General features: G+C 52.4%; 4 protein-coding genes. All 4 read right to left on the bottom strand.

Annotated features, from left to right (window positions below; all coding sequences use genetic code 11):
• A partial coding sequence (locus AC0YNZ_RS29165) for a hypothetical protein (protein ID WP_475829890.1) occupies positions 1–6,619 on the bottom strand: 6,619 nt, incomplete at its 3' end.
• A 166-nt stretch (positions 6,620–6,785) separates the two neighbouring features.
• On the bottom strand, positions 6,786–7,757 hold the full coding sequence (locus tag AC0YNZ_RS29160) for a FecCD family ABC transporter permease (RefSeq protein ID WP_475829894.1): 972 nt from the start codon (positions 7,755–7,757) through the stop codon (positions 6,786–6,788).
• A gap of 62 nt (positions 7,758–7,819) precedes the next feature.
• A complete protein-coding gene (locus AC0YNZ_RS29155) occupies positions 7,820–8,860 on the bottom strand; it encodes a FecCD family ABC transporter permease (RefSeq protein ID WP_475829889.1) in 1,041 nt (346 codons plus the stop codon).
• Between the two features lie 215 nt (positions 8,861–9,075).
• On the bottom strand, positions 9,076–10,839 hold the full coding sequence (gene thiC / locus AC0YNZ_RS29150; RefSeq protein ID WP_475829888.1) for a phosphomethylpyrimidine synthase ThiC: 1,764 nt from the start codon (positions 10,837–10,839) through the stop codon (positions 9,076–9,078).
• Between the last annotated feature and the right edge of the window lie 56 nt (positions 10,840–10,895).

Below are 10,895 nucleotides of genomic sequence, written 5' to 3'. Positions count from 1 at the left end.
TTACGCTGCCTGCCGAAAGCTGCTCTGAGCCTACGCTGCCGCTTTCCAATTGTTCGGAGCCTACGCTTCCATATGCCAGCTTTTCTCTCGTTACGCTGCCTGCCGAAAGCTCCTCTGTTCCCACGCTTCCGCTTACCAATTGTTTGGAGCCTACGCTTCCGTATGCCAGCTTTTCTCTCGTTACGCTGCCTGCCGAAAGCTGCTCTGAGCCCACGCTTCCGCTTACCAAATGTTCAGAGCCTATGCTTCCATATGCCAGCTTTTCTCTCGTTACGCTGCCTGCCGAAAGCTGGTCTTCGCCTACGCTTCCGCTTTCCAATTGTTCAGAGCCTACGCTACCATATGCCAGCTTTTCTTTCGTTACGCTGCCTGCATCCAGATGCTCCGTTCCTACACTACCAACTTCCAGCTTTGACGAAGTTACGCTGCCAGCCGATAATTGCTCCGTTCCTACGCTTCCAAGCGCAAGCTTCTCCGCCGTTACACTGCCTTCTACCAGCTGCTCTTCGCCTACGCTTTGAGGCGCAAGCTTCTCCGTCGTTACGCTGCCTGCCGAAAGCTGCTCTGTTCCTACGCTTCCAATCGCCAGCTTCTCCGTTGTTACACTTCCGTCTGACAACTGCCCGGAACCTACACTTCCATGCGCAAGCTTCTCTGTCGTTACACTGCCTGCCGAAAGCTGCTCTGTTCCTACGCTTCCAATCGCCAGCTTCTCCGTTGTTACGCTGCCTGCTGACAACTGCTCCTCGCCTACGCTTCCGAGCCCCAGCTTCTCCGTCGTTATGCTGCCTGCCGAAAGCTGCCCTGTTCCTACGCTTCCAATCGCCAGCTTCTCCGTTGTTACGCTGCCTGCTGACAACTGCTCCTCGCCCACGCTTCCGAGCCCCAGCTTCTCTGTCGTTACGCTGCCTGCTGACAACTGCTCCGTTCCTACGCTTCTAAACGCAAGCTTCTCCGTTGTTACGCTGCCTGCTGACAACTGCTCCTCGCCTACGCTTCCGAGCCCCAGCTTCTCCGTCGTTATGCTGCCTGCTGAAAGCTGCTCCGTTCCTACACTTCCAAACGCCAGCTTCTCCGTCGTTATACTGCCTGCTGACAACTGCTCTTCGCCCACGCTTCCGAGCCCCAGCTTCTCCGTCGTTACGCTGCCTGCAGACAACTGCTCTTCGCCCACGCTTCCAGGCGCCAGCTTCTCCGTCGTTACGCTGCCTGCTGACAACTGCTCTTCGCCAACGCTTCCGAGCGCCAGCTTCTCCGTCGTTACACTGCCTGCTGACAACTGCTCTTCGCCAACGCTTCCAAGCGCCAGTTTCTCCGTCGTTACGCTGCCTGCTGACAACTGCTCTTCGCCAACGCTTCCGAGCGCCAGCTTCTCCGCCGTTACGCTGCCTGCTGACAACTGCTCTTCACCAATGCTTCCGAGCGCCAGCTTCTCCGTCGTTACGCTGCCTGCTGACAACTGCTCTTCGCCCACGCTTCCGAGCGCCAGCTTCTCCGTCGTTACGCTGCCTGCTGACAACTGCTCCTCGCTTACACTTCCGAGCCCCAGCTTCTCCGTCGTTACACTGCCTGCTGACAACTGCTCTTCGCCAACGCTTCCGAGCGCCAGCTTCTCCGCCGTTACGCTGCCAATCGACAGCTGCTCCTCGCCCACGCTTCCGAATGCAAGCTTTTCCGTCGTTACGCTGCCTGCCGAAAGCTGCTCCGTTCCTACGCTTCCTAATGCCAGCTTCTCCGTTGTTATGCTTCCTGCAGACAGCTGCTCAGGGCCTATACTTCCAATCGACAGTTTTTCTATTGTTACGCTGCCGTCAATCAACTGCTCCGTGCCTACACTTCCCAGTGCCAGCTTCCCCGTCGTTACACTGCCTGCCGAAAGCTGCTCCGTTCCTACGCTTCCGAGCGCCAGCTTCTCCGTCGTTACGCTGCCTGCAGACAGCTGCTCCTCACCCACGCTTCCGAGCGCCAGCTTCTCCGTCGTTACGCTGCCTGCTGACAACTGCTCTTCGCCCACGCTTCCGAGTCCCAGCTTCTCCGTCGTTACGCTGCCAATCGACAGCTGCTCCTCGCCTACGCTTCCGAGCCCAAGCTTCTCCGTCGTTACACTGCCTGCCGAAAGCTGCTCCGTTCCTACGCTTCCTAACGCCAGCTTCTCCGTCGTTACGCTGCCTGCCAAAAAATGTTCCGTCCCTACACTGCCCAGTGCAAGTTTCTCCGCCGTTACACTGCCTGCCGAAAGATGCTCCGTTCCTACGCTTCCTAACGCCAGCTTCTCCGCCGTTACGCTGCCTGCCGAAAGATGCTCCGTTCCTACACTGCCCAGTGCCAGCTTCTCCGTCGTTACGCTGCCTGTCGACAACTGCTCAGTGCCCACGCTTCCTAGCGCCAGCTTCTCCGTCGTAACACTGCCTTCCGAAAGCTGCTCAGCGCCTACGCTTCCTGGCACCAAATTTTCCGTCGTTACACTGTTCACGGAAAGCTGCTTCGATCCCACGCTTCCGAATGCCAGCTTCTCTGTCGTTACACTTCCTGCCGACAGCTGCTTCGTTCCAACGCTGCCGAACGCCAACTTATCTGATGTTACACTGCCCGCCGTTAACTGCTTCGATCCAATACTGCCAAGCGCCAGCTTCTCTGTCGTTACGCTGCCTGCAGCAAGCTGTTCCGTGCCGACACTTCCGAACGCCAGCTTCTCCATCGTTACACTATCCGGCGCCAGCTTCTCTGTCGTTACGCTGCCTTCCGAAAGTTGTTCCGTACCAACACTTTCGAACACTAGCTTTTCAGTCGTTACACTGCCGACTAACAGATGCTCCTCGCCTACGCTTTGGGGTGCCAGCTTCTCATTCGTTACACTGCCTGCCGAAAGCTGCTCCTCGCTCACGCTTCCGAGCGCCAGCTTCTCCGTCGTTACGCTGCCTGCAGCAAGCTGTTCTGTGCCGACACTTCCAATCACCAGCTTCTCCGTCGTAACACTGCCTGCCGAAAGCTGTTCAGCGCCGATACTGCCGAGCGCAAGCTTCTCCGTCGTTACGCTTCCGGATGCAAGCTTCTCCTCGCTTATGCAGCCATTTTCAAGCTTCTCCGTTGTTACGCTGCCTGCAGCAAGTTGATCCGGGCCTACTGTTTCAAACGCCAATTTTTCCGTCGTTACGCTTCCGGCTGCCAGCTTCTCCGTGCTTACGCTTCCGAGCGCCAATTTCTCTTCAGTCACGCTTCCGGAAGCAAGCTTCTCGGCCGTTACGCTATGTGTGGACAATTGCTCTTCGCCTACGCTTCTAAGCGCCAGCTTCTCCGTCGTTACGCTGCTTGCTGAGAGCTGTTCCTCGCCTACACTTCTGAGAGCAAGCTTCTCCATCGTGACACTGCCGGCTTCCAATTGTTCTGCTCCAACACTTCCATGCGCCAGCTTCTCCGTCGTTACGCTGCCTGCTGAGAGCTGTTCCTCTCCTACGCTTCTGAGAGCCAGCTTACCCCTCGTTACACTGCCGGCTTCCAATTGTTCTGCTCCAACACTTCCATGCGCCAGCTTTTCCGTCGTTACACTGCCAGCCGAGAGCTGTTCCGAACATACGCTGGCGATTGCCAGCTTCTCCGTCGTTACGCTCCAAGCTTCTAATTGCTCTTCTCCTACGCTTCCGGGTGCCAGCTTCTCCCTCGTTACGCTGTCTGCCGCAAGCTGTTCAGCCCTGATCGCACCCGCTTCGATTTGCTCACTGCCGACAGCAGCCGTGAACAACTTGTCACGCGTGACGGCCCCTGTATCCAGCTGATTTCTTCCTATACTGAAATCGGCTAAGTGCTTCCGGTTAATCGATCCTTGCTTAAGCTTGCTGCCGGGAATCGTATCATCGGATATTTTCTCGAACGAAAGCACTTCTTCTGAGAGATGTCCAACTGTAATCGTGCCTTTACGAATGTGATACCCTTGGATCGTGTCGGCCTTAAAATGTTTACCCGCTAACGATTCCAGCTGCACATGTTCTGACGTCACCGCACCGAAATCAATCTTCGCTCCCGTCACCGCTCCGTCCTGCAGGGCTGCTTCGCTTACGCTCGCCGCTTCCAGATTCGCCGCCTTCACAGCAGCCGGCTGCAGCTGCTTCGAGCTGATTGACAATTCTGCAATTTTGTCCGACGTAATCGCACCGTCTGCCACATGCGCAGTGCTTATAGCGCCTTGCTTCAATGCAGCAGCCCCGACAGAATCGTTCTGCAGCTGTTTTTCTCCTACACTGTAAGCGGACAGTTTCTCGTTTGAAATCGATCCATCCACAATATGGGCACTATGCACACTATTCTCGCCTAAGTGAATGCCGAGCACTGAAGCATTAGCCAAATGACGGCTCTGTACTGCCTCATCGGCGATTTGCTTAGACTGGACAGCGCCGGCAGATAACTTTTCAGTCTTAATTAATCCATCCTGCAGCGCTTCGGTTCCTACCGATTGGGCAATCAAATGATTAGCCCCAATGATTCGGTTCTGTAAATGCGATGAATCGATCGCGCCAAGCCCAATGTGCCTAGACACGACAGAGCCATCCGAAAAATGCTCCGATTGCACTGCATTCGGTGCAATTTTGGAGCTTATTACGCTTCCGTCCGCAAGCTTAGAAGATAAAACACTTAGATCAGAAAGTTTATCTGAAGTAACGGATTCCGGAGACAGCTTAAGTGAATTAACGATATGATCGGCCAAATGATGTGAAAATACGACTCCTGGAGCAATATAACGTTCCGTTACTGCGCCAAAAGCCAGCTTATTGCTCGTTACCGAGCCATCCTGCAGCTTCTCCGTATCTACTGCGTCATTTGCCAAATGGCAATTGTCTATAATTCCAAGCTGCAAATGCTCCCCGCTCACAGCATTCGGTGAAATTGACGCTTCCGTTACAGCGCCATCCGAAAAATGATACGCCCTCAGCGCTTCCGGAGCTATTTTCTGAAACGTAATAATCTCATCCTGCAAATGTCTGGACTCAACTGATCCATTCGCCAAAATGGACGCCGTCACCGCGCCTTCGGTTAACTTATTTTTAGTGACTGACTCGTCTGCTATTTGCGACGTGCCGACAGCTGAATGAACGATATGTTCCTTCCTGACGGATTGAAGAGCAAGCTTAGCCTCATTAATAATTCCATCCTGCACATGCTCTCTCATAATTGCATTCGGTGCAAGCTGCTCCATTGTTACCGAATCGGCTGCCAGATGCCACTGCAGCACTTGAGCTTCAGCGATTTTGTCTGAAGTGACGCTGAAACGTCCCAGATGACGGTTTTGTACCGCATCATTAGATAGCTTTTGCGCATTCACGCTTTGGTCCGACAGCTTTGATAAAGTAATCGAATGATCGACAATTTTGATCGTCGATACCGATTGGTCAGCCAGCTTCGCTGATGTGACAGAATGGTCAGCGAGATTCCCGCTTTTGATTTGTTCCGCTCCGACGTGGACGCTTTGCACGGCACCCGCTTGCAGATGCTCCGAAGAAACCGAGCCTGCCGCTAAGTTCTTGGCACTGACAGCGTCTGCTTGCAGTTCTCTTTTTCCAATTACGCCCTCAACCAAATGCTCGGCTGCAATTTCACCTGCGGCCAGATGTTTTCCCTGAATAGCACCGGGCGCTATGTGTTCTGAAAACAATAAGCCTGGTTTCAAATGAACCGTGTCAACCGCTCCCGCCGCAATCTTCTCACCCGACACAGCCTCATCGCGCAGCTTAGAGCGAGTAACGGAACCTTCACCCAGCTTGGAGTTGTTAATGATTTCATTCGTCAAATTTTCAGCCCGGATGGCTCCGCTTTTTATTTTATCCGATGTGATCGACTGGTCTGCCAGCAGCTCCGCAGTAATAATAAACGATTTTAGATGTCTGGATTCGATCGAACCTTCTGCTAACTTGTGAGAGCTTATCGTTCGATCTGCCAGCTTCTCTGACGAAATGCTCCCGTCCTGCAGCTTGCTTCCGTAGATGGAGTGATCCAAAATTTTTTCGCCGGATATCGAATTGTTAGTCAAGTGATTACCCGTGATCGACTCCGGAGCGATTTTTGCGGACTTTATGGCGCCGTCTGCAATATGGACAGTATCTACCGCGTAATCTGCAATAACGTCTGAAGTGACAATTCCCGCCCCGAGTTTGCTGCTGTCGATAGCGCCTGATGCAATTTTTTCGGCGGTAACTGCGAAATTGACCAAATCATCCGTATAAATAAACGGAACAGGCCCATCCGGGTTTTTCTTCTCTTCAATCTTCTCCATCTTCTCTTCTTGGCTTATTTCCTCTTCATCAATTACTTCAAATATTTCTACTAATTGAGATGCATCGATCTCGATAAATTCAGGCTGATCATCATCTGACAATTCAGCTTCCTCGCCTACCGTTCCCGTCCCCGTTCTAGTTCCAGTTTCCGCTTCCGGAGTTGCCATAAGTGCATTAATATTCAAAGTTAGGTGATTATCATCCTGAACTTTTATCGTTCGATTGGCAACCGAATTTTGCGCAGCAACTTTCTTATTCAAATCATCCAGCCACTTTAACTCGGAAGTATTCGGATTATCAACATAAAAAAGCGGCTTTCGCCCTTTCGGGCTCTTCCCTCTATTGCTTTTTGTCATAGTCCTCTCCTTCTTCCACCTGAAATGTCATAGGTAATATATGCACTTACCCATGGGCTGGCTACTAGGTGTGAAGACAATTATGCATGTACCGTTAAACCAAAAATAAAAACCGCGGGAGCTCACTTGCGCTGCTCTCCGCGGTTTTGGTTTGTAATAAGGTCAATTATTTCGATCTTGACAGCAAGTATAGGAAATAAGGCGCCCCTATAACAGCTACCACGATGCCTGCTGGAATCTCATTCGGCTGGAATGCCCAGCGAGCGAGCGTATCCGCTACAATGACGAGCAATGCCCCTACGAAAGCCGACGCTGGTAACAGCACCTGATGCTGCGGACCGACAAGCCTTCTTGCCAAGTGCGGAGCAATGAGTCCAACAAAGCCTATGCCTCCGCCGACGGCGACGCATGAGCCTGCAAGCGCTACGGATGCCGTAAGCAGCCACGCCCTCTCCTTGTTCACCTGCGCCCCTAAGCCTATCGCCATTTGATCGCCAAGATTTAAAGCATTTAACGCTTTCGCCTTATATTGCACGAACGGGAAAATAAGGATTAGCCAAGGCAGCAGCGCCAGCACGTACTTCCAGCTCGTGCCCCAAATGCTTCCCGCCATCCACACGGCAAAAAATTGATACTTTTCCGGCGTAAGACGCAGGATCAATATTTGCATCACTGCGCTTATGCCCGCTGCTACTGCGATACCCGCCAATATCATCCGGGTTGGCATTAAGCCGCGATGCCTCTTATAGGAGAGCGCAAAAATAAGCAATGCTGTCAAGGAAGCGCCGAGCAACGCCAGAAACGGCATCAAAAAAATAGAGCCCTTCTCCGTCGTCGGGTAAAAGGAAATGAACAAAATAACGGCAAGTCCCGCCCCCGCGTTAATGCCGAGAAGTCCCGGGTCGGCAAGCGGGTTGCGGGATAAGCCTTGGATTATGCAGCCCGAAACGGCGAAGCCGGCACCTATCAAGATTGAAACGACAATTCGCGGCAAGCGAAAATCAAACAAAATAAGCTCCTGTTTGTCTGTGCCGGCCCCAAATAAGGTTCTGACTACATCGAGCGGCGCTAATCGGATAAAACCTGTATTCATACTAATGATAAAGGATATGACGATCATCGCACTAAGCACCGACATGACGAGAATCGCGCGTTTTTTGCGGCGCTGCTCGGTCGCTGTTATGAATAATGTATCCACGCCTATTCCCCCTTCATTCTAGTTATGAGATAAAGGAAGAAAGGAACGCCTATTACCGCAATTATGATGCCGATCGCCACTTCCTGATTCGGAATAACGAGGCGCCCTCCAATATCCGCCAAAACCATGAGCAAGCTGCCGAGGACTGCCGAGCATGGAATGATCCATCTGTAGTCAACGCCAACGAGAAAGCGTGAAATATGAGGGATAATGAGTCCGACAAAACCGATCGAACCTACGGCCGATACCGAGGTGCCGGCAAGCAATAAGACGATAATTACGCCTGCCGCCTTCACCAAGCCCGTACGCTGGCCAAGCCCTGCGGCAACGTCATCGCCTAAGCTGAGCAGCGTAATCGAACGGGACAGCGCAATAGCGCCAAGCAAGCCGCCGATTACCCACGGAGAAACGATTTCAATTTGCAGCCATTTTGTCCCCGCTACGCCGCCGGCATACCAGAAGGCCAAATCCTGGCCAATTTTGAAATAGATCGCAATTCCTTCAGTAAGAGCAAGCAGCAAAGCCCCTACGGCTGCGCCGGCTAACGTAAGCCGGACGGGCGTCAAGCCGCCCTTCGCAAGCGAGCCGATTCCGTATACAAGCCCCATTGAAACAGCTGCGCCGGCAAAGCATATAATCATCAGCCCTAAGTAAGATATCGATGGAAAAAAAGCAAAGCAAAGCGCCAGCATGAAGCCCGCGCCTGCGTTAATGCCAAGCAAGCTCGAATCCGCGAGCGGATTTCGAGTCAGCCCCTGCATAACAGAGCCTGCGACAGCGAATGCGGCCCCTACCAATGCCGCTGCGATCGCACGCGGCATCCGAAGCTCTTTAATAATCTGATGCTGAATTTGATCCGGATTAAAGTGGAAGACGGCTTCCCAAACCGTGGATAGGCTAATATCCGCCGCTCCGACAGATATCGATAACGCCAAGGACAAGATCAGTGCAGCTATCCCGCCAAACAGAATGACCGTGGCCATCAGAGGCCGTGTAGGCAGCTTCGTGCCTGCCGCTGCTTTCGCGTTTAATGAAGAAGACATCTTCTAACTACCCTTCTGTATGAATAATCTGCTATATTGATAACGATTCTCGTTTTCAATATAGCAGATAATTCATACATTTTCAACGCTAAAATTCAATCATTCCATGGCAGTGATGCAAACAAAATGCCGCCAGCGATCATGTCCGGCTGACATGATCACTGACGGCATTTCTTCTAAATTATTCCAACAATCGGCTGTACGTCCAGGCAGCGCTAGCTATAAATGCTGCTTCCTGCCGCTTTAAACGCATCCGACTTTTCCTTCATCCCCGCTTCAATCGCATCTGTCGTTTCCATCCCGTTTTGCGCAGCGTATTCCCTGATATCCTGGGTTATGCGCATGCTGCAAAACTTAGGACCGCACATGGAACAGAAATGTGCCGATTTTGCCGCATCCGCCGGGAGCGTTTCATCGTGATACGCCATTGCGCGCTCAGGGTCAAGCGATAGATGGAACTGGTCGCGCCAGCGGAATTCGAAACGCGCCTTGGACAACGCATCGTCACGGTATTTCGCCCGCGGATGGCCCTTCGCCAAGTCGGCAGCATGAGCTGCGATTTTGTAAGTAATAACGCCTTCTTTCACATCCTCCTTGTTCGGAAGCCCCAGATGCTCCTTCGGCGTTACGTAGCAAAGCATGGCCGTACCGAACCAACCGATCATTGCGGCTCCGATAGCCGACGTAATATGGTCATAGCCTGGTGCAATATCTGTCGTAAGCGGCCCTAGCGTGTAAAAAGGAGCTTCATCGCAAACTTCCAGCTGACGGTCCATATTTTCTTTTATAAGATGCATCGGCACATGACCCGGGCCTTCGATCATAACCTGAACGTCATGCTTCCAAGCGATTTTCGTCAGTTCGCCCAGCGTATCAAGCTCGGCGAATTGTGCTGCATCATTCGCATCGGCAATCGAACCCGGTCTCAAACCGTCGCCCAAAGAGAACGACACGTCATATGCCTTCATAATCTCGCAAATCTCTTCGAAATGCGTATATAAGAAGTTTTCCTTATGGTGAGCCAGGCACCACGCGGCCATAATTGATCCGCCCCGCGAGACAATGCCGGTAACGCGTTTAGCTGTGAGCGGTATGTAACGCAGAAGCACGCCCGCATGAATGGTGAAATAATCGACGCCTTGTTCCGCTTGCTCGATAAGCGTATCGCGGAATACTTCCCAGCTGAGGTCCTCCGCTTTGCCGTTTACCTTCTCCAGCGCTTGATAGATCGGCACCGTTCCAACCGGAACCGGAGAATTACGGATGATCCATTCACGCGTCGTGTGGATATTTTTGCCCGTGGACAAATCCATTATCGTGTCGGCTCCCCAACGGGTCGCCCACGTCATTTTCTCCACTTCCTCTTCGATCGAGGACGCAACGGCGGAATTACCGATATTCGCATTGATTTTTACGTGAAAATGACGTCCGATAATCATCGGCTCGCTCTCCGGATGATTGATGTTTGTCGGGATAATCGCACGCCCGGCTGCAATCTCGCTGCGTACAAACTCCGCGTCCATTCCTTCGCGAATCGCGATGTATTCCATCTCCGAAGTAATAATCCCCTTACGGGCATAATGAAGCTGCGTCACATTTTGTCCGGCTTTTGCCCGCAGCGGCTGTCTCATCAGGCCAGGAAAGCGCTCGGCCCCCCGTTGATTTGCCTTTTCCTCTGTCAAAAACCCGTTATCCTCAGGCTTTATTTCCCGGCCTCCATAATGCTCCACATCTCCGCGTTCGTTAATCCATTCGCTGCGAAGGTTCGGCAATCCGCGCCGCACATCTGCTGTATAGCTTTCATCGGTATAAGGGCCGCTTGCATCATAAACTCTTATCGGTTCGTTCGGCAGCTCTTCGCCATTTCTTCCCGAGCTTGCCTCCAAAGCAATTTCTCTCATTGGTACACGGATACTTTCCTTCGAGCCAGTTACATAAACTTTCCGGCTGCCCGGAAGCGGAGTCGTAATAATCGGCATATCAAAAACCTCCCAATTTGGTATATGTAGAATATCTCCTTGAGGCATATGCGAGC

Source organism: Paenibacillus sp. J2L1-98 (assembly GCF_056269405.1).
The sequence above is the reverse complement of the archived record's forward strand: the minus strand, read 5'-3'. Positions and strand labels throughout refer to the sequence as shown.